Below are 18402 nucleotides of genomic sequence, written 5' to 3'. Positions count from 1 at the left end.
ATCGGTCATTTCCTCTGCACCCTGCTACGAATCCACGACAAGATGAGCAGAATAGCCGGTAGGATTAAAAACATCGGTACCCAGAAATAAGGAACCAAAACTTTATAATGCTGGAGATAAATATGCTCGGTAATATTCTTGGACATCGTCATCCCCAGGATTAAGGCGACGAGGGTTGCCGGAATAATCATGATGCGGTAGCTCTTCATCTTCGTTAGCTTTTGGATGCCTTGGAGTGCGGTGAGCAGGTTGATCACGCTTTTTAACAGGGCTGTTGCAAAAAAGTATAGAACTCCGAACATCTGCAGGTTTTCAACGAAATTGCCTACACTGATCACGCCAAGCAAGGTATAGAGCGGATAGACAAAACGGGAAAACAAATCGTTATATACCAAAATAGCCAAGACATCAAAGCTGGCAATCATCAACCCGGCCAGCATGGTGGCGAGTAGGGTGACCTTCGTGATTTTTCCTTGGTCTTTGACATCCGGCCAGAACATGGCGAGGGCAATGCTCTCACCGAATCCTTGGGTGATCCCGTTCGGATAAGCGACATTCCATACGGGGCCCCAGCCCTCATCCAACATCGGTTGAATATGATGAGGATGCAGGACTCCCGAGCCGAAGAGCAGTAAGGTTTCCGTTATGAACATGAGGATGACAATGGGAAAAATCAATTCCCCCATCCTTGCGGTGACCTCGATTCCGCCGTAACAGCAATAGGCGGTAATAAAGGCAAAAACGCTCGTAATCACGAGCAGCGGTGTTCCGGGTAAAATCGCAGTCGAAACCATGTCCCTCGTGTCCGCAATGATTCGCCCCGTGAGGTACAAATACATGAGCGGATATAAGAAGGCAATCGGCGTACCTAGCCAGCGCCCCAGTTGGGCCGGGAACCATTCTACCAAGGTAAGTCCCGGGTTCAGATGTCTTAAAGCTGTGTACACCCCAATCACGACTAGGCCGAGTCCTAATGAGATAAGATCACCTATCCAGGCATCCCGGCCTGCCGCGCTGCCGAATCCGAAAATGATGGTCGTCCCCAGTTGGTAGATAAAGGTCATTGTAAGCAATTGATAACCGGAAATTTTATACACCATATCCCTGCTCCCTCTAAGTAGCCGAACATCAGAAAAAAATAGATGCTACTCATTGTAACCATTGGAAATATGGCACAAACCCGGGGGAAGTGATCTAGTATTTCTCCGCTATAAATACGCCATGCGACAGATGGTTCCGGTAACGCTGGAGAAAGGCTTCGTTCTCCTTAAAAAACGTCCGGACGGCGGGATCCTGCAGCGCCTCCAGGTCGAGGAAGCGGTGCGGGTCCCACGCATTCTGCCAGTCGAAGGACGAATTTTTACCGCCTTGGCCTTGGGTCGTATTAGGACCAGGATTCTCGCTATCGTCAGCTCCAGTACCCGGCACCCAAGGTCGGATGCTACGGAAACCGGCATCCTGCATCATTCGCATCCATGCGGCGGCGTCAGGTAAATGCGGATTACCGTAGAGCTCGCGCATCTCCCGCTCCAGCGCCGGATGGGGTTGCGTACGGTACAACTCGCGGTCCCATGCCTCCCCGCCCTTGCGCAGAACGCGATGATATTCCCGGAAGGCCTTCACCGGGTCGGCGGCAAACACGGTCACCGACTCGGCGATCACCGCATCGTAGGTGTCCGATCGCAGCGGGATCGCGGTAATATCCCCTTGAATCCATTCGATTTGCAATTGTTGTTGCTGCGCCCGACGCTCGGCTTTCTCCAGCATGATGACGCTTTGATCCATGGCCGTGACCTGCGCCCCCAACTGAGCCAGCAGGCAGGCCGTCCTTCCCGTTCCGCATCCGACCTCCAAGACGCGCATTCCTGGTACAATGCCGACAGACTGAATAAAGTCGACGGTACCCTGGTACCCCCCCGGATGCGCCGAACCTTCCCCAACGGCGGCGATGATTTCGTGATAATTCATCCCTTTGTTGCCCCTCCTTTATGAAGCTCCGCCACTCCTCTCACAGCAGAATATGCCGCCGCGTCTCCGGCGCGATTAAGATGGGCGTGCACCCCGGAAGGAAGGCTCTAGCGATTGACTTTATTTCAAGGATCGGGACATTCGCCCTGTGCAAATCTCCCGGTGGCGAATAGGATAAATGAGCATTCGAGAGGGGAGGCACGAGTCCATGCAGCAGATTTATCCGCTTGGCGTCGACGCCTGTAAACCACACGTCGGCAAAACCGTTTGTGCGATCCTTCGAGACGGCCGCTATTATATCGGCACGATCACAGACGTGAACGAGAACGGGATCCAACTGAACGGGGGTTTCACTTCGGAAGCCAATGTTCTCTCCACCCAACCTGCCAAGGCCAAGAAGCAACTGCAGCAGTTGAAATCCAAAACCAAAGGCGCGAATAAGGCCGTCATCAAAGCCAACGAGCAAGCTCAAACGAAGGCGTTGGGTTACGGGCCGGGCTATCCGGGTTATCCAGGCTATGGAGGCTATCCGGGTTATGGTTACGGCGCCTATGCATTTGATTGGGCGGCGCTTGCTTTACTGTTCCTGATCCCGTTTCTGTTTATTTAAAGAAGCTTGTGTGGTCATGCGGCCATCAGAGTCAATTTCGTTCTGGCGAAATTCGGCTCTTTTTTTATGCGATAAAGGGTAGAAAACGCTTCAAAAATGGGCTTTCCGTTGTATAATGAACATAGTTGTAGACAAGTAGACAAGATTATGCGGAAAAGAGGTTGAACCATGTTCAGAGCCACGGAGGACCAGGAATTCTACGAGTTGCTGAGCCCTACGCTCCTGCCCAAGGCGTCGGGATTCCTATGGAACGAAACGATGATGATTCACATGAACTGCCGCGGATATGCGGTAGCCCAGTTTATGCAACCGGAACCGGCGAAGTATTCGCATGCGCCGAATCTGGAAGCGAAGACGTTCATGCAGCCGGAACAACCCTACTATGCGCACCACCCGGGTCGTTTCGTGTTTGTGAAGGACGAGGAGAACGAAAGCGTGTTTTCGGCACCCTACGAACCCGTGCGGGTAAAGACCGACAGCTACTCTTTTGCGCTCGGCCAGAGCCGGATCGTCTGGAAGGTGGAGCATCAAGGTGTGTTGGTTGAAATGAGCCTCAGCTTACCGAAGGAAGATCCTCTGGAGCTCTGGCGTGTCAAGGTGACGAACGTGTCGCAGCAAGCACGGAAGCTGAGCGTCTATCCTTACTTTACCGTGGGTTATATGTCTTGGATGAACCAATCCGGCGAATACCTTGAGGACCTGCGGGCGATCGTCTGCTCTTCGGTGACGCCTTATCAGAAATATCAGGATTACGATAAAATCAAAAATTTCCGCGACAAAACCTTCCTGATCGCAGAGCACTCGCCGGTTGCCTGGGAGGTAAACCAGGAGGCGTTCGAAGGCGAAGGGGGGATTACCCGTCCTTCTGCTTTGGAGCAATCCGAGCTGGCGAAGGGAGACGCGCGGTACGAAACACCGGTCGCGGTCATGCAATACCGGATGGAGCTGGAAGCTGGCGAATCTCGGGAATACCGCTTCCTGTTCGGACCGGCCCGGGATGAGCGGGAAATTGCGCAGATCCGGGAGGCGTATTTCGGGTCGGGAGAAGATGGGTTCTCGGCGGCAGAACGCGAATACGATCGATATATCCGGGAAGGCCGAGGTTGCATGACGATATCAACGCCGGACAAGGATCTCGATCTGTTCGTCAATCGCTGGCTGCCGCGGCAGATTTATTACCACGGGCAAACGAACCGTTTGACCACCGATCCGCAAACCCGCAATTATTTGCAGGATCACATGGGCATGAGTTACCTCAAGCCGCAGGTGGCGCGGGCTTCGTTCCTGACGGCGCTCAGCCAGCAAAAGGCGAACGGCGCTATGCCGGACGGCATTGTCCTGCACCCGGACGCCGAGCTGAAATACATTAACCAGGTTCCGCATACGGACCATTGCGTCTGGCTGCCGATTTGCCTGAGCACGTATTTGGACGAAACGGGAGACTACTCCATTCTGGAGGAGAAGGTGGCTTATGCCGACAGCGGGGAGACCGAGCCCGTTTATGCTCATATTGACAAGGCCATGCGCTGGCTGATGAATGACCGGGATGAGCGCGGGCTGAACTACATTAACCAAGGTGACTGGTGCGACCCGATGAACATGGTCGGCTACAAAGGCAAAGGCGTGTCCGGCTGGTTGACCATCGCCACGGCCTACGCATTCCAAGTGTGGGCTGACATTTGCAACAACAGCGGGCGGCCGGAGGTCGCGCGGGAATACCGGGCGTCTGCGGAGGAGACAAACGCAGCGGTTAACCGCTACCTGTGGGATGGAGAGTGGTATGCTCGGGGCATCACGGACGATAACGTCGTATTTGGGGTCAGCAAGGACCAAGAGGGTCGGATCTTTATCAACCCGCAGGGTTGGTCGATGTTGAGCGGCGCGGCCAATGACGAGAAGCGCGAGAAGCTGATGCAGGCGGTGCGCGAGCAGTTGGAGACGCCGTATGGCGTGGAGAAGCTCGCCCCTTCCTACACGGCGATGCGCGAGGACGTCGGCCGGGTGACGCAGAAGCACCCGGGCTCGGCGGAGAACGGCGCGGTGTACAATCATGCCGCCGCCTTCTACATTTACGCGCTGTACGCCGTGGGCAAGCAGGAGGACGCGTTCCGTCTGCTGCGCAAAATGCTTCCCGGCCCAGATGTCCAGGACATCGTGCAACGGGGACAATTGCCCGTGTTCATCCCGAACTACTACCGGGGCGCTTATCGCCAGTTCCCGCGTACGGCGGGGCGTTCCAGCCATCTGTTCAACACGGGGACGGTGCCATGGGTTTATCGTTGCCTGATCGACGGACTGTTTGGCGTGCAGGGTACGAAGGACGGCATCCGCGTGAATCCGCAGTTGCCGAGTCATTGGAACGAGGCGACGGTCACGCGCGAGTTCCGGGGCGCTACGCTGCATGTCGAGATCCAGCGCGATGCATCCGCGTCGCAGACGGAAGTGTACGCGGAAGGCGAACTGCTGCCAGATGGCGTGCTGCGGAACGTGCAGCAGGGTAAGACTTACCGAGTGCAGGTGAAGCTCCCGGCCGGGGCCTAATCGCGTTCCGAAAAAAACAACAAGCGCAAGTGCCAGGGAAGGGGTCCCTAGCGCTTGCGCTTTTTTTCATGCTTCAGTTTCAGTTGTAAACGGGAACGCAGGTAACCCCTCGCGGTTAACCAAATTCGCTTTGGCCGGGTTGTTGCTCCAGGCGTACCGTACATGGATCGGCGGTTTGACCTGCTCATGCCGCACGACCACGGTATCTCCGTCGATAACGGCCTGCGCCGGTACGAACGCCCCGTCGGGTCCGCAGACGCTGAATCCCTGCAGCGCGTTCCCATCCCGCGGGGTCAATCCGCCGCCGACCTCGGTAAAATGCAGCCGCAGCGCATCTCCCTGACGCTCCATCCGCACGAATATCGGCCCGCTGGCTACCAGCTCCGTTTCCCCGTAGGCGAGCCTACGAGCGCAGAGGGCCAACCGCTGGCCAAGTGACTTTTTGTCCTGCGGGTGCAGGTCGTTGTATTCGCCGAGGTCGATCGCCGTAGCCAACGCGGTGCGAGGAACGGCCAAGCCTTTACGCTGCTCCTCACGCAGTTCCGCCCAGTCCGTGTATGGATCGCCTTCGGGTCCAAAGTTGGCCAGTTGGACGGCGATCACCGGGAACTCGCCGATTCCCCAGGCTTCGCGCCAGTCCCGCACCATGTCCCGGAACAGTTCAGCGTAACCTGCAGGCCGGCCCGTGTTGGACTCGCCTTGATACCACAGCACCCCGGCGATGGGGAACCGCCGCAGCGGCGCGATCATGCCGTTGAAATTGCCGGCCGGCATGTAGTGGAAGAACGTCTGCGGTTCCAACGCCTCCGTTACCGCACCCACGCGGTACCTCCACGATCCGCGCAGGTCCAGCTCCTGACCGCCGGCCTTGAGCTTGTAGGGCATATCATGGACGAACGACCCCGTGTTATGCGTTGTGATGACTCTTACAGCAAGGGTGTTTTTCCCCGGTTTTAACACGCCCTGCGGCACGTTATACCGTCTCGGCGGGTACATGTACCCCGTGTTCCCGACGAGCACCCCGTTTACGTACGAATCGTCCGCATCCACGATGGTGCCGAGCGCAAGCTGCGCTTCGCCTACCGTCATCGCCACCGGCACATCGATCTCCTTACGGAACCAGACCGCCCCGCGTACGGACTCCAAGTCGCTGCCTGCCCAAGAACCCGGTACCTCGAACTCGCTCCACTCGGAAACGTCCCAATCTGCCTGATGCCATCCCTCGCGCAAACCAGCGTCCGCCTCGTTCAGCTTTGCGTACCACTGCCCGTTTCGATCCTCGTCCCGTTGCTTAGTCGCCCGTACATAGGCGTCATCCTTGCATTGCTCCAGCGTCGCCTCGTAACCGCCGATCTTCCTTAGGGTCGGCTCCGATATCCATGCTTCGATCGGCGTGCCGCCTACCGCCGTTTGAATGAGACCGATCGGCACGCCGTAGCGTTCGTAGATCTCTTTGGCAAAGAAGAAGCCTGCGGCGCTAAACCCAAGCAGTCCCTCCGGATTGGCCGTTACCCATGCGCCGCCGTCCAGATCCTCCTGCGGACCGTGAAAGTCGTAGCTCTGCGGCACTGCAAACTGGCGGATCATGGGCAAATCCAGGCCCCGGATTTCTTCCGCGAGCCGATCCAGTGTCCGTCGCACCGGCAGCTCCATATTGGATTGGCCCGCTAGTACCCACACGTCCCCGACCAGCACATCGCGAAGGACGTGCTTCTCCTCGCCGGCGGTGATCACGAGCTCATCGGGTCCGCCGGGAGCAAGTTCTTCGAGCTGCACCTCCCAGTTGCCGCCGGGATCCGCATCGGTGCAGGTGGTCATCCCGCGGAAGCCGATTTGCACTTTCTGCCCACCGCTGCTACATTGTCCTCGGAGAATAACCCTTGCATCTCGCTGCAATACCATGCCGTCGCTATAAATACCGGATAGTTTCATGGGCGCTCATCCCTTATCGTCAAGTCTCTCTTCCTTATCATACCTAGGGAGCGCCCGTCCGGACTAGCTGCTTATGAAAGCCTTTTCCTCCGAAATGTTAGGTTGGCGTCCTCCCGCATCTCTCTGGCAAGGCCTGAAACGAACCTGCTGCGATTTCATGCAAACCGTAAAGCTTCGTCACAAGTTCACAACATTCGTCTGTTATGATGCTGGGGACAATCATTTAAAAAGGAGTTCTAAGATGAAAAAAATAGGACCTAAAGGCCTGAAATGGCTGAAAATCATCCATCTGCTGCTGGTCGTCATGTTTTTTGGCGGAATCCTTAGTTCGACGGCGCTTAATCTGCAAATCGATTTGCAGAATTACAATGAATCGTATTTAGCCTACAAGGGCTTGATTCTCATCAGCGATCATGTCGTCCGGTACGGCGCGATCGGTACCCTGCTCGTAGGGTTCGTCTATGGGTTTTTCACGAATTGGGGATTTTTTAAGCACCGCTGGGTTGGCGTTAAGTTCGTGCTGTATCTCGTGCAAACGATTATCGGCATCTTTGTAGTCGATAAGCTGATGGTGGCCAATATGAGGATGCTGGAGACGCAAGGGGCACTGGCGTTAAGCGATCCGGGCTTTCTGCAAAATCATGAAATCAGGCAGGTCTTCGTTTGGTTTCAGGTCGCGGTTACGATATTCATCATCATCATTTCGGTCTGGAAACCATGGAAGAAGAAAAAGGCCTAATCCAAGAAGGGGGTGCCCCAAAGTTTACTTTTGGGACACCCCATTATTTTGAGCGGTTCACGCACTCAACAAAAAGCATTTGCGCTGCGCCGCGGTCACTTCATTCATTTGATTGGGCTTAGCCCACATCCACCCGGTCAATATTACGGTAGCTGAGGTAAGTGATGAGAATCCCCAACACCGACAGAGACAGCGGAATCGCAATGATGGAACTGAGACTGAAGCCGAGATTGCCGGAGCATACGATCAGGACGATGACAATCGACGATACAATCGTGGCGGGAACGGACTTGTTTCTCAGGCCGATGACCAGCGGCAATAAGCACATACCGGCAGCCCCGAAGGCTTGCATCAGCACGTTGAGGCCATGGTTGAGGAGCATATCCGTTTGCAGCGGATCAGACAAATACCCTGTGATTGAATTGATCCCGATAAAGATAGCGTCAACCAACAGGTTGCCTATAATTACATTGGCAAAAGTCCAAACAAACACCATCGCCAGCTTAGCGAAAATCAACTTTTTGCGGTTAACGGGATAGGCAAACAACAAGGCGATCGTCTTGTCTTTGAACTCACTGATAATCAGCTTCGATATGAGCACGGAGGCATAAACGATGAAAGTTGCCCGAACGAGCAGATCAATCATGGACAGCAATTCGGCTTGACTCCGAATCGAAGGATCTTCAATATTCATGGGATCGGCGAAGTAAATGACCGACATGGATCCGGCAATGCATAGGTAGGCGATGAGCGCCCCCCAAAGGTAGCTGGTTAGGCGCCCCTTCTTGAGTTCCAGTTTAATCAGTTGAAGCATGGCTTTCCCCTCCTTTGAGCATCTCGAAGAAATACTCTTCCAGACTGTGGTGCTTACGGTTGATCGATTGAATCGGCACATCGTTGGCAATAAGCCCTTTGGTCAACGCCTCTTGGGACAGCTTCGGATCATAGATGCGGATGAGGTTGTCGCCGATTTGCTTGATGTTCTCAACCTCCAACGTATCCACGAGGACAAAGGCGGCCAGATTTACGTTTGAGGTCACGATTTCCACGTATTCGGTCGTGGAAGCATGCACGGATTCCATAGAGACTTCGCGAAGCAATCTCCCCCCGTCGATGACGCCGATGGTGTCGGCCACTTGTTCGATTTCCCCGAGCAAATGGCTGGAAATGAGTAACGCGATTCCCCAATCGTCACGCAGCCGACGAAATAATTGGCGCATCAGCTGAATGCCTTCAGGATCTAGACCGTTGATTGGTTCATCCAGGAGCAGCAGCTCCGGCCGGGTAGAGATGGCCCGCGCGATCCCGAGCCGCTGCTTCATTCCGAGAGAGAACTGTTTGACCGGCTTATCCTGGGTGCCGATCAACTGCACCATCTCCAGTGCCTCGCGAATGGCGTCTTTCTTGTAGTAACCCATATACTCGGCATGCAGCTCCAAATTTTGCTCTGCCGTCAGCTTCTCGTAGAACACCGGCGTTTCAATCAAATGGCCGATGCGCTTCAGATGCTCTGTTGCCCCAGGTAGGAGCTTCTCCCCGAAAAGCTCAATTTCGCCGCCGGTGGGTCTGACTAACCCCAGTAACATCTTCATGACGGTTGATTTGCCGGCCCCGTTTGGTCCGAGAAATCCGTAGATCTCGCCCCGGCGCAGGGTCATATTTACGCCGGAAACCACTTCCGTCGTTCCGTAGCTTTTGATAAGTTGGTGCGTTCTTACGATTTCATTCATGGTCTCACTCCCCTTGTTTCTTTACCCTTACCTTTAGCGTAATCGGGGAAACTCTCTTTTCTATGTCATAGATCTTACTTATTTCTTACTTCGGAACAATCGTTCCTCCCTCAAGCCCGCTTCGATCGAGGGAGGGTGACGGTAAAGCAGGTACGTACACCCGGCGTGCTCTCCAGCTCGAGGGTACCCTTCAATCGCTCGGCAAGCCGCTTGGCGATGGTCAGGCCGAGCCCGCTGCCTTGCATCTTCCGGTTGCGCGAGTCTTCCATGGTATACATCCGCTCGAACACCCGAGCTTGTTCGGTTCTTGAGATGCCACGCCCTCGATCGATCACCTGGAGGGTGACGTGGTTCTCCGAAGTTCGAAGTGATAACCCTAAATAGCGTCCTTCCGCTCCGTATCGCATCGCGTTAGACAGCAAGTTGTCCAGTATACGGGATAATGCTTCTTCATTGGCATACACCCATACGGGGCTCTCAGGCAAATCGATATCGACCTGAAATCCTTGCTCAGAGAGAAGGTCGAAATAAGCTAGGATTCGCTGACGACTGATCTCTCCTGCATCGATCACCGACAGGGGGAGATCCAAATCGCCCGATTCCAGCCTGGCTAAATCGAAGAAAGTGTTGATGAGCTCATGGACCTGAGCCGTTTTCTTATGGATCTCCCCAAGCATCCTCCGGCGTTCTTCCTCCGGCAGGTCCGTCTGCTGAGAGAGCATTTCGGCATAACCCATGATGACGGTCAGCGGCGTCTTTAAATCATGCGAGACGTTGGATAACATCATGCGCATCGCCCGCTCCATGCCGGCATAATCCGCGGCCGATTGACCTGCTCGGTCAAGCAGGCCATTGATCGTTTGCAACAATTCCCGCAGTTCGGGAAGGGGAGTTAGGGTAAGAATACGTTCCTGCGTTATGGGATGCCGGGGATCGATGAAGGGCATGAGCTTGCGGTTGATGTAAGTAATCTCCTTTCGAAGCGCAAGGTTTGTCCTATGTTGATTGAGGTATAATATCGCCAGCACGGCGATGGGGATGAACAGCAACCACCCGTAATCCGTCATTCACCCTTCCCCCAGTCGGTACCCAATTCCCCAAAGCGTTCGAATATACCGGGGATTTGACGGATCGTCTTCGATCTTCTCTCGCAGCCTTCTCATATGTACGTTAATGACGTTATCATCATTGAAATATTCCTCGTTCCAAACCAGTTGATAGAGCATGGCCTTGGTGTATACCCGTGTCGGATGCTGAAGGAACAGCTTCAGTATATGAAACTCTTTTGACGTCAGTAAGATCTCCTTGCCTCGCTTGGTGACCGTAAAATTGCCAGGGTCGACCGTCAAGTCGCCGACGGACAATAACTTGAGGTCTGACGCCTGCCCGGATTCATCCGGGTTCGAATATAATGTTGCCCGTCGGATGGAGGCTTGCACGCGGGCAGCCAACTCGATGAGCGAGAAAGGTTTAGCGATATAATCATCGGCACCTAGCCGCAGGCCCAGTGCCTTCTCGACTTCGTTGTCCTTCGCGGACAAGATCAGAATGGGGATGCTGCTCTCTTTTCGAATATGCTCTAGGATGTCGAGACCGCTTCGTTTAGGCAACATGAGATCCAGTAAAACCAGATCATAGCTCGCGGATGCGAATTGACGGAGCGCTTCCTCGCCATCCTGAGCCAAGGTGATCTTATAGCCCTCTTTGGACAGGTAATCCTTGACCATCGCGCTGATGGCTGGATCGTCTTCAATCATTAGTAGATGGCCTTCCATGATTTCGCCTCTCCTCTTGGAATTTACCCCCTATTCTAAGCTAGGAGATGTTATTCCACAAGCATAGTTCGTGTGCACGGGATACGAGTATGCGATTTAAGAAAAACTTTATTTTTTACCCCCAATCTTCTTAAACAATGTGACCTATGCTAAAGAGGAAGAAAAGCTAGGAGGTACCCAAGTGAAAAAATGGATGATATGCCTCATGGTCCTGGTACTGCTGGGATTTGGGGTTACGAAATTTAAAGCGAGTATGGCCCGGACGCCGCAAGATACGACGTCGCCGTTACAGGTCGATAAATCCTATAACGTTCCGGAATCTTCCTCGGTGGTAGAGGGATTATCGATCGACGTCACCAAAGAGATGGTTTATCAAGGCGATTTGCTGCTTGTGAACAAAGACCATCCCGTCCCGAAAGAGCTGCATCCCGAATCGGAGGCGGTCAGTCTGATTCGGAATGCCGAGCTGATCAACGGGTTCGGGGTGTTGGATAATAAAGTGTTATTGTCGCCGCGGATGGCAGACCGGTTTGCAACGATGGTTCAGGCTGCCGGGGAGGAAGGGATCAATCATTTCCTGATCAGCAGCGGGTACCGGGATGAGCAGAAGCAGGACGAGCTATACCGCCAAATGGGCTCAAAACTGGCTCTGCCCGCCGGATACAGCGAGCATAACCTCGGCCTGTCGCTGGACATCGGATCTTCTCAAGCAGAGATGAACCTTGCTCCCGAAGGTCAGTGGTTGAAGGAGAATGCGTGGAAGTATGGATTTATTTTGCGGTATCCGGACGACAAAACGGCGATTACGGGCATTCAATTTGAACCTTGGCATTTCCGGTATGTTGGCCTGCCGCATAGCGCGATCATTCACGAAAATGGGCTCGTGCTGGAGCAATACATGGATTATTTGAGAGAGCAAAAGGCGGTGAGTCTAACCGTGCAAGGCCATAACTATCAGGTGTTCTATTATCCGGTTACAAAGGATCAGACGATCCGGGTGCCAGCACAGGGAAAATACGAAATATCCGGCAACAACATGGATGGGATTATTGTAACCGTACGGGATTAGACAGGCGGCAAAAAAGACATCATGAAAGCGAGGGGAAAGAATGCAAACGGAAAGTTGGTTGAAATACGCAAGCGTTCGGGTGCTGTTTGCCTTATATCTAAGTCTCTTGGTGAAAATCATCCTGTTCAAGTTTCACGATATCGAACTGGGTTTCCTCTGGGAACAATTGCAGGTTAGCTTGCACTACCCGAGAATGGTCTTCCGGAGATTGCAGGAGGGCAATCTCGTTCCATTGAAGGAAATCACCCGAAGCCTGGAGGTCATGACGCCGCATGACTTGGTTAACGTCTTCGGCAATGTGATGATCTTCATCCCGTTTGGGATTCTGCTGGGGATCATGTTCCGGGAAAAAGGCATTAACGGCGTGGAGACGATCCTTTACGCATTCGTGGTCAGTCTGAGCCTGGAATGTGCCCAACTGTTGCTGGCGATCGGCCGGTTTGACGTGGACGATCTGCTCTTAAATACAGGAGGAGCATTGCTCGGTTATTTCATGTACATTGTGTTTTCCGCGGCGCGAGATTCGCATGCCGTGGTGCGGACAGGAGAAGGTTGAATATTAGAGTGATAGCGTAGGGGGGGCTGCCGGAATCGGCAGCCTTTAGTTCGTTTAGGCGGAGGACATCCCCACAAACTTTTTGTAAGCTACTTGACAAAAGGAACCTAGACGGATATCATTATCTCTAGTTCGAATAATCCGAATTTAAGACATTGGAGAAGTTCGGGAATGATACTTGGTGGTGTGACATATGAGTTTTTGGGGTAAATTATTAGGTAGAACATCTCAACCAATCGAGGAGGAAAAAATGATGTCTAAGTTGAATATTGGAATTATCTTGGGAAGCACGCGCGAAGGTCGCGTAAGCCCGCAAGTAGGCGAATGGGTGAAGAAACATGCGGACGCTCGGGGCGACGCAAACTATGAAATTATCGACATCGCTGATTTCAAACTGCCGCTGCTCGGGGAAGCAGACGCAAGCGAGCAAGCCGCTGCTTGGAATAACAAGCTGAACGGCCTGGACGGCTTCGTCTTCATCGTACAAGAATACAACCACAGCATTACCGGCGCTTTGAAGAACGCGCTTGACTATGCGCGTGAAGCTTGGAACAACAAAGCAGCCGGGATCGTCAGCTACGGCTCCGTAGGCGGCGCTCGTGCCGCTGAGCATCTGCGCGGGATCCTGGGTGAGTTGATGGTTGCCGACGTGCGTGTGCACGTAGCGCTGTCCCTGTTCACCGACTTCGAAAACTATAGTGTCTTCAAGCCGGCTGATCTGCATCAAACGAACTTGAACGACATGCTGGACCAAGTGTTGGCTTGGAGCGGCGCTCTAAAAACGCTGCGTTAAGATCCGTCCCGATCTTCTATATCACCCCTGTGCCTCTATTTAATGGCGCAGGGGTTTTTGCATGAAGGCCGGAGGGGTGCCATTGATGTGAGGTTTGTCATATCGACGAGGCTGCCGCTTTTGCTAATTGTAGCTTAGGAGGTGGATGACGCATGAAAGTCAATTATCCCTTGAAGGGGAATGCAGATCTCAAGGAAATCAAGGAATCCCTTAAACCGTTTGGCGGACGCTGCGCCAAAATCGTAGAAGGTACGTTGGAATATCAAGTCAAGGATGAGAACGAAAAAGCCGCGTATGAAGCAATGAAAGAAAAGGGTTATATCAGCTAACCCAGTGATAGAAACAAGAAGGCGTCCCCGCCACGAAGTTATGGCATGGGGGACGCCTTCTTTTATTGGAAGAGGTGCACGTAGAACGTGGTGGACTGGCCTAAGGTGCTTTTGGCATAAATCCGGCCTTTATGCTGCTCAACAATCGACTTCGCGATCGCCAGCCCCAGGCCGTAGCCGCCTTGTTTGCGTGCCCGCGAGGCGTCCGTCCGGTAGAAGCGGTCGAAGATCCGCGGCAGATGCTCGGGTGGAATCCCTTCCCCGGTGTTGGTGACTGCCAGGATCACCTCGTTATGCGTCTTCTTGAGCAAAAGGGTGATTTCCCCGTTAGGATTGGCATACTTCACCGCGTTATCCAGCAGGATCATGACGACCTGTTTGATTTGTTCCGGGTTACCGTAGGCGGTGAGTTCAGGTTCGATGTCGTAGTTCAGGACCAATTCTTTCTCGAAAATAACCGCCTCCATCGTCAGCAGCACGCTTTCCACTGCCTCGCTCAGATCAAATCGGGAGAACAGGACGGTCGTTTTGGCATCGTCCATTTCGGTCAAATACAGCAAGTCGCGGGTTAACTTGGACATTCGCTCGGTTTCCGACTTGATATAGTGCAGCCACTTGGCCTGCCGGGAGATCGTCTCCTCCGGATTGGTCAGCAGCACGTCCGCGTTGGTGTTGATGATGGCCAGCGGCGTCTTCAATTCGTGCGAAGCGTCGGCGATAAATTGCTTTTGTTTATCAAAGGCTTCCTTGACCGGCGCGATCGCCCGATTGGCAAAATATCGGCTGGCAAAATACAAGGCGAACAGCATCCCCACCCCCACGGCTGAGAAGGTATAGATCAGATTGGTCAGGATCTCCTTCCGGGCCGTCACGTCCAGGAAGACCAGCATATACCCGTTGCCGATGGGCCGCACGTTGAAGATCCAGCGGCTGCCGTCCAAGCTGAATTGCCCGGTTTCGCGTTGCTCGGCCGCCGCTTCCTTCAGCGCCTGTTGGTAGAACGCCTCATCCATCTCGAACTTGGACATATAGGAGACGAGCCCAAAATCGGGGTCGGCCAGCAGCATAAACGAAACGGAGCGGTCCATCGGGGCTTCTCCGGATCGATTCAGCGGCCCGCTGCCGCGAGGTGAACTATCATCCATGTCCCCGCTCATGCCGCCCCCCATGCCTCGATCATTGAGACCTGCACCCATCCGCATCTCGTTATGGCCGGGTGATTTTTCATAAGATTCCATGACTTGGCGCAAATCCATGTCGATATCGGTCTGTACGTTGCGGTAAGTGATGATATAAATGGCTGCGAATGCCACCAGCATCATAATGGAAATCGTCAGCAGGTTGACGATCAGAAACCGGTTCCTGAGTTTCGTGAACATTAGGGGGTCACCTCTAGAACGTACCCGACGCCCCGGATCGTGCCGATCCGGACGGCGGAATGGAGGAACGTAAATTTTTTACGCAAAAAAGAAATATACACTTCGACGTTGTTATGCTCCACCTCGGAATCAAATCCCCATAGCTTTTCGATGATCTGTTCCTTGGAGGTTACGGCCTGCTTGCGGTTGATTAACAGCTCCAGCAGCTCGCATTCCTTCAGGTTCAGCTTGATTTCCTTCCCTTGGGAGGAGAGCTTTAGGTTCGTCGTATTGAGTTCGATGTCGCCGAATTTCAGGGCATCCTCCGGGATGACCTCGCCTTTCCGCCGGAGCGCGGCCCGGATGCGGGCCATCAGCTCTTCCGTCGAAAACGGTTTGGCGATGTAATCGTCGGCCCCATAATCGAGTCCGGATACCTTATCCTCAATCTCCCCTTTAGCGGTCAGCAGGATTACGGGGGTGGAGATGCCCTCGGCGCGGAGCGTCTTCAGCACAGTGAATCCGTCCATTTTCGGCATCATCACGTCCAGCAGCAACAAATCATAGATGCCGCTCTGTGCGTTATCCAACCCCGCCTCGCCGTTGTGAACCACATCCACAGAATAGTGGTGTTTTTTTAAGATCTGAGATAGGGCTTCGGCCAAATGAACCTCATCTTCAGCAATTAATATTCTCATCTGGGGTGCCTCCCTCTACAGGTTATTCACAAATCGGGGGCTTCTCTAATGTAGCCATTATATCAGGATAACCTTTAATCAACCTTAAGCGGGAGCTCGAAGTGGCGGGTAAGCCAAATTAGTGATCAGGTAACTGGATCTAAACAGACCACGCCGGCGCTAACGCTGATCAGGAACGCTATTGGGGCAAATTCGGCGTTCTAGAAACTCTAACGCTTCTGAGCAACGCTATTTCGGAGAAAACCCCCGATTTGAGCCCCGAAAACAGCAAATAAGCTCTGTGATCCGCGTTAGAATTGGAAAACGGCGATTTTGGCTGATATAAGCCGTGTGGCAAGCGTTAGAGGTTAAGTAGGTTGAAGTTGCTGTTGTTGTACCTGAGGCGAAATAAGGTTAGCTGGTGCAGGCATGTCCTAAGGGGCTCGAAGTGGCAGGAAAGCAAGTAACTAAATGTGTTGTGGTCGATCGTGGAGGAGCTTGGGGCGCAAATGGTAGAGATTCTGCGAATCTCTGGAGAGAACTAGTTGTAGTCACGTGTAACGGACCGAAATGAACTTATTCGTTCATTTTTTGGTTATTTCCCGCTCTAGCGGACTCCAAGGGCCTTAAATAGTCGATTTGACGTCAATACAGCTACTTTAGTACGAAATAAGGTCACCTGGGTCCGTTAGATTCGAGCAAGTGTCTATACCCAACAAATAGCGTCTCTGAGGTCCGTTAGCGCGGAGTAACCTTTGCTGAGCGAGATTATTACTTGGCACTTGAAGGCTACGTGAGCGGCGGAGGGCCCGGCTGAATGCAAGATTCGACGCCGGATAGTCGCCCCCGAATACGCTTCGTAATAGCCGACAAAGATTGAGCAAGTTCCGCTCGCCCAGGAAGCGATAACCTTATATGGAATAATCGGGATAACATGACCCATACTAAACTCGTTGAAGCTTCAGAGGAGGAGTTTAGGATGGACAATGTCATGCTGGCCCGATCCTTATTCGGATCGTCGATGGCCTTTCACATTATTTTTGCGACCATGGGCGTGGGGCTACCCTTTATGATTGTGATCGCGGAAATTGCTTATCAGGTTAAAAAAGACAAAGACTACGCTGTGATGGCAAAGCGATGGACCAAATGCCAGGCCATTCTGCTAGGTGTCGGGATTCCGTCCGGTACCCTCGTCGGCGTGATGCTATCGCTCTTGTGGCCGGGGTTTATGGAGATCGTCGGTCAGGTGATTGCATTGCCTTTTCAGGTTGAAATATGGGCCTTCTTCTTGGAGGCCTTATTCATGTCGATCTACGTTTACGCGGCGGATCGGCTCCCCGGGGCGCTGCGCATCGTCAGCGTCGCCTTCGTGGCGCTGGGGGCAAGCGCATCGGCCGTGCTGATCACCGATGCCCACGCCTGGATGAACACCCCGCAGGGGTTTCGAATCGAGAACGGTCAGATTTTCGACGTGAACCCATGGAAGGCTGCGCTTAACCCCAGTCTGCCGACCACGGCTTCGCATGTGCTGATATCGGCCTATATGACGGGAGCGTTCGCCGTCGTTACGGTGGCCGCAGCTAAAATACTGAATCGTAAACGTTCGGAGCGGGAACGGCAGTATCACCGGAAAGGCCTCATGCTGTCGCTGATCATTGGCGGAGCCATGTCTCTGATTACCGCGCTGAGTGGCCACAGCACGGCACAGATGCTGCATCATTACCAACCGGAGAAGCTGGCAGCCGCAGAAGGCTTGTTCGAGACGCAGGCCTACGCACCCTTGGCGATTGGCGGTGTTACGGACAAAGAGAATCGCACGATTCGCGGGGCGATCGAAATCCCGTGGGCCCTCAGCGTTCTGGCGGGCAATCGCTTCGATACGGTGGTGCGGGGGCTAAACGATTTCCCCGAGGAGGAATGGCCGCCGTTGTTCATCCATACGCTGTTTAATCTGATGGTCGGCATCGGCATGCTGCTGTTGGCGGCCGCGGCCGGAACGATCCTCTACCGGCTCGTCGGAAAACGCGATTATCCACGTTGGCTGCTTCAGGCGCTGCTTCTCGCCGGGCCGTTGTCGCTGATCGGCATTGAGACGGGGTGGATTTTTAGCTGCACGGGTCGGCAGCCATGGACGATCTACCATATCCAGACTACGGTGGAGGCGGCGACGAAATCGCAGAACCTCGGAACCCTGTTCGTCCTGTTTATCGGATTGTACGTATTCTTGCTGATCGTGACGGGATTGGTGTTGCGGTATTACTTCAACCGACATCCGGTGACGCCGGACATGCTGGAGGTCCGTTATGGATAAGGAGGCTATCATGC

Annotated in this window: 17 protein-coding genes; 8 read left to right on the top strand and 9 right to left on the bottom strand. The window is 53.7% G+C overall.

Annotated features, from left to right (window positions below):
• Positions 1 to 5: 5 nt before the first annotated feature.
• Both KJS42_RS06665 and KJS42_RS06660 read right to left on the bottom strand, forming a co-directional pair.
• Positions 6 to 1100, bottom strand: a complete 1095-nt coding sequence (locus KJS42_RS06665) for a GerAB/ArcD/ProY family transporter (RefSeq protein ID WP_213622373.1) — start codon at positions 1098 to 1100, stop codon at positions 6 to 8.
• A gap of 94 nt (positions 1101 to 1194) precedes the next feature.
• The gene (locus KJS42_RS06660; RefSeq protein WP_213622372.1) at positions 1195 to 1968 is read right to left on the bottom strand and encodes a class I SAM-dependent methyltransferase; all 774 of its coding nucleotides are present in this window, start codon (positions 1966 to 1968) and stop codon (positions 1195 to 1197) included.
• Between the two features lie 208 nt (positions 1969 to 2176).
• Here KJS42_RS06660 and KJS42_RS06655 point away from each other — a divergent pair, with 208 nt between their 5' ends.
• Together KJS42_RS06655 and KJS42_RS06650 are read left to right on the top strand one after the other, a co-directional pair.
• On the top strand, positions 2177 to 2578 hold the full coding sequence (locus KJS42_RS06655) for a hypothetical protein (protein WP_193416925.1): 402 nt from the start codon (positions 2177 to 2179) through the stop codon (positions 2576 to 2578).
• Positions 2579 to 2746: 168 nt separating this feature from the next.
• Positions 2747 to 5119, top strand: coding sequence for a GH36-type glycosyl hydrolase domain-containing protein (locus tag KJS42_RS06650; RefSeq protein WP_213622371.1), 2373 nt, complete (start codon positions 2747 to 2749; stop codon positions 5117 to 5119).
• A gap of 66 nt (positions 5120 to 5185) precedes the next feature.
• On the opposite strand, the gene KJS42_RS06645 is transcribed toward KJS42_RS06650, so the two are convergent.
• The gene (locus KJS42_RS06645; protein ID WP_213622370.1) at positions 5186 to 7051 is read right to left on the bottom strand and encodes a sialate O-acetylesterase; all 1866 of its coding nucleotides are present in this window, start codon (positions 7049 to 7051) and stop codon (positions 5186 to 5188) included.
• 241 nt (positions 7052 to 7292) lie between these two features.
• On the opposite strand from KJS42_RS06645, the gene KJS42_RS06640 reads away from it, so the two are divergent.
• A complete protein-coding gene (locus KJS42_RS06640; RefSeq protein WP_193416927.1) occupies positions 7293 to 7790 on the top strand; it encodes a DUF2269 family protein in 498 nt (165 codons plus the stop codon).
• A 118-nt stretch (positions 7791 to 7908) separates the two neighbouring features.
• Here the strand turns inward: KJS42_RS06640 and KJS42_RS06635 are convergent, their stop codons facing one another.
• The 4 genes from KJS42_RS06635 to KJS42_RS06620 all read right to left on the bottom strand — a co-directional run bounded on the left by KJS42_RS06635 (position 7909) and on the right by KJS42_RS06620 (position 11295).
• Positions 7909 to 8604, bottom strand: coding sequence for an ABC transporter permease (locus tag KJS42_RS06635; protein WP_213622369.1), 696 nt, complete (start codon positions 8602 to 8604; stop codon positions 7909 to 7911).
• Positions 8588 to 9520: an ABC transporter ATP-binding protein gene (locus KJS42_RS06630; protein WP_213622368.1), complete on the bottom strand. Its 933-nt coding sequence runs from the start codon at positions 9518 to 9520 to the stop codon at positions 8588 to 8590. The genes KJS42_RS06635 and KJS42_RS06630 overlap by 17 nt, the downstream gene beginning before the upstream one ends.
• A 110-nt stretch (positions 9521 to 9630) precedes the next feature.
• Positions 9631 to 10587: a sensor histidine kinase gene (locus tag KJS42_RS06625; protein ID WP_213622367.1), complete on the bottom strand. Its 957-nt coding sequence runs from the start codon at positions 10585 to 10587 to the stop codon at positions 9631 to 9633.
• On the bottom strand, positions 10588 to 11295 hold the full coding sequence (locus tag KJS42_RS06620; protein WP_213622366.1) for a response regulator transcription factor: 708 nt from the start codon (positions 11293 to 11295) through the stop codon (positions 10588 to 10590).
• Between the two features lie 181 nt (positions 11296 to 11476).
• On the opposite strand from KJS42_RS06620, the gene KJS42_RS06615 reads away from it, so the two are divergent.
• From KJS42_RS06615 to KJS42_RS06600, 4 genes are all read left to right on the top strand, one after another.
• On the top strand, positions 11477 to 12364 hold the full coding sequence (locus tag KJS42_RS06615; RefSeq protein WP_193416930.1) for a M15 family metallopeptidase: 888 nt from the start codon (positions 11477 to 11479) through the stop codon (positions 12362 to 12364).
• A 40-nt stretch (positions 12365 to 12404) separates the two neighbouring features.
• Positions 12405 to 12920, top strand: a complete 516-nt coding sequence (locus tag KJS42_RS06610; protein WP_155604726.1) for a VanZ family protein — start codon at positions 12405 to 12407, stop codon at positions 12918 to 12920.
• 253 nt (positions 12921 to 13173) lie between these two features.
• On the top strand, positions 13174 to 13713 hold the full coding sequence (locus tag KJS42_RS06605) for an NADPH-dependent FMN reductase (RefSeq protein WP_059041456.1): 540 nt from the start codon (positions 13174 to 13176) through the stop codon (positions 13711 to 13713).
• A 152-nt stretch (positions 13714 to 13865) separates the two neighbouring features.
• Positions 13866 to 14042: a hypothetical protein gene (locus KJS42_RS06600; protein WP_167521157.1), complete on the top strand. Its 177-nt coding sequence runs from the start codon at positions 13866 to 13868 to the stop codon at positions 14040 to 14042.
• A gap of 62 nt (positions 14043 to 14104) precedes the next feature.
• Here KJS42_RS06600 and KJS42_RS06595 read toward each other — a convergent pair whose 3' ends face one another.
• Both KJS42_RS06595 and KJS42_RS06590 read right to left on the bottom strand, forming a co-directional pair.
• The gene (locus tag KJS42_RS06595) at positions 14105 to 15421 is read right to left on the bottom strand and encodes a sensor histidine kinase (protein WP_213622365.1); all 1317 of its coding nucleotides are present in this window, start codon (positions 15419 to 15421) and stop codon (positions 14105 to 14107) included.
• On the bottom strand, positions 15421 to 16098 hold the full coding sequence (locus tag KJS42_RS06590; RefSeq protein ID WP_193416932.1) for a response regulator transcription factor: 678 nt from the start codon (positions 16096 to 16098) through the stop codon (positions 15421 to 15423). The genes KJS42_RS06595 and KJS42_RS06590 overlap by 1 nt, the downstream gene beginning before the upstream one ends.
• A gap of 958 nt (positions 16099 to 17056) precedes the next feature.
• Between KJS42_RS06590 and KJS42_RS06585 the strand changes: the two genes are divergently transcribed.
• Positions 17057 to 18388, top strand: a complete 1332-nt coding sequence (locus KJS42_RS06585; protein WP_193416933.1) for a cytochrome ubiquinol oxidase subunit I — start codon at positions 17057 to 17059, stop codon at positions 18386 to 18388.
• The last annotated feature ends 14 nt before the right edge of the window (positions 18389 to 18402 follow it).

Origin of the sequence: Paenibacillus sp. J53TS2, from assembly GCF_018403305.1 — a bacterium.
Lineage (GTDB): Bacteria > Bacillota > Bacilli > Paenibacillales > Paenibacillaceae > Fontibacillus > Fontibacillus rhizolycopersici.
Note: the sequence above shows the minus strand (reverse complement) of the source record. Positions and strands in the feature narration are given on the sequence as shown.

Coding starts and splice junctions, on each gene's coding strand:
- KJS42_RS06665 (WP_213622373.1), bottom strand. CDS start 1,100: ATGGTGTATAAAATTTCCGGTTATCAATTGCTTACAATGACCTTTATC.
- KJS42_RS06660 (WP_213622372.1), bottom strand. CDS start 1,968: ATGAATTATCACGAAATCATCGCCGCCGTTGGGGAAGGTTCGGCGCAT.
- KJS42_RS06655 (WP_193416925.1), top strand. CDS start 2,177: ATGCAGCAGATTTATCCGCTTGGCGTCGACGCCTGTAAACCACACGTC.
- KJS42_RS06650 (WP_213622371.1), top strand. CDS start 2,747: ATGTTCAGAGCCACGGAGGACCAGGAATTCTACGAGTTGCTGAGCCCT.
- KJS42_RS06645 (WP_213622370.1), bottom strand. CDS start 7,051: ATGAAACTATCCGGTATTTATAGCGACGGCATGGTATTGCAGCGAGAT.
- KJS42_RS06640 (WP_193416927.1), top strand. CDS start 7,293: ATGAAAAAAATAGGACCTAAAGGCCTGAAATGGCTGAAAATCATCCAT.
- KJS42_RS06635 (WP_213622369.1), bottom strand. CDS start 8,604: ATGCTTCAACTGATTAAACTGGAACTCAAGAAGGGGCGCCTAACCAGC.
- KJS42_RS06630 (WP_213622368.1), bottom strand. CDS start 9,520: ATGAATGAAATCGTAAGAACGCACCAACTTATCAAAAGCTACGGAACG.
- KJS42_RS06625 (WP_213622367.1), bottom strand. CDS start 10,587: ATGACGGATTACGGGTGGTTGCTGTTCATCCCCATCGCCGTGCTGGCG.
- KJS42_RS06620 (WP_213622366.1), bottom strand. CDS start 11,295: ATGGAAGGCCATCTACTAATGATTGAAGACGATCCAGCCATCAGCGCG.
- KJS42_RS06610 (WP_155604726.1), top strand. CDS start 12,405: ATGCAAACGGAAAGTTGGTTGAAATACGCAAGCGTTCGGGTGCTGTTT.
- KJS42_RS06605 (WP_059041456.1), top strand. CDS start 13,174: ATGTCTAAGTTGAATATTGGAATTATCTTGGGAAGCACGCGCGAAGGT.
- KJS42_RS06600 (WP_167521157.1), top strand. CDS start 13,866: ATGAAAGTCAATTATCCCTTGAAGGGGAATGCAGATCTCAAGGAAATC.
- KJS42_RS06595 (WP_213622365.1), bottom strand. CDS start 15,421: ATGTTCACGAAACTCAGGAACCGGTTTCTGATCGTCAACCTGCTGACG.
- KJS42_RS06590 (WP_193416932.1), bottom strand. CDS start 16,098: ATGAGAATATTAATTGCTGAAGATGAGGTTCATTTGGCCGAAGCCCTA.
- KJS42_RS06585 (WP_193416933.1), top strand. CDS start 17,057: ATGGACAATGTCATGCTGGCCCGATCCTTATTCGGATCGTCGATGGCC.